A 504-nucleotide genomic window follows, 5' to 3' on the forward strand; every position below is an offset into this window, starting at 1 on the left:
CGGCCGCTACACCGCGCGCAGCATTATTCCCTCTGGCTACGGCGTGCCCGAAGGCGCCCCCACCGATGTGGTGCTCAAGTCACTGGGGCGCCACGGTGAACGCCCGGCGCATATTCACTACTTTGTCTCCGCCCCGGGCCACCAGCACCTGACCACCCAGATCAATCTGGCGGGCGACCCCTACACCTATGACGATTTCGCCTTTGCCACCCGCGAAGAACTGGTCGTGCCCGCCGAGCGGATTGAAGACCCCGCCGAGATCGCCAAGCGTGACCTGGAGGGCCCGTTCTCCCACGTGGTGTTCGACGTGGAACTGGCCCCCACCGACGCCGCCGAGCTGCAAGTCCGCCATGCCCGCCCACGGGCGAAAGAGGATGAGCAGGATCTTGCCAGCCAGCTCGCCGGAACCGCCAAGGTTTAACGCTCTATAGCCTCGCGCTGATGATGGCCTAACGCTCATCGTCTAACGCATCAGCGCTATTCCCAGGTTATGCCACCGTATTG

General features: G+C 63.9%; 1 pseudogene. It reads left to right on the forward strand.

The features are described 5' to 3' along the window. Window positions 1-421: pseudogene (locus MLE19_RS22905) on the forward strand (catechol 1,2-dioxygenase); the annotation flags it as partial. Window positions 422-504: the final 83 nt, after the last annotated feature.

This window comes from Vreelandella neptunia (assembly GCF_022489065.1).
Taxonomy (GTDB): domain Bacteria; phylum Pseudomonadota; class Gammaproteobacteria; order Pseudomonadales; family Halomonadaceae; genus Vreelandella; species Vreelandella neptunia_A.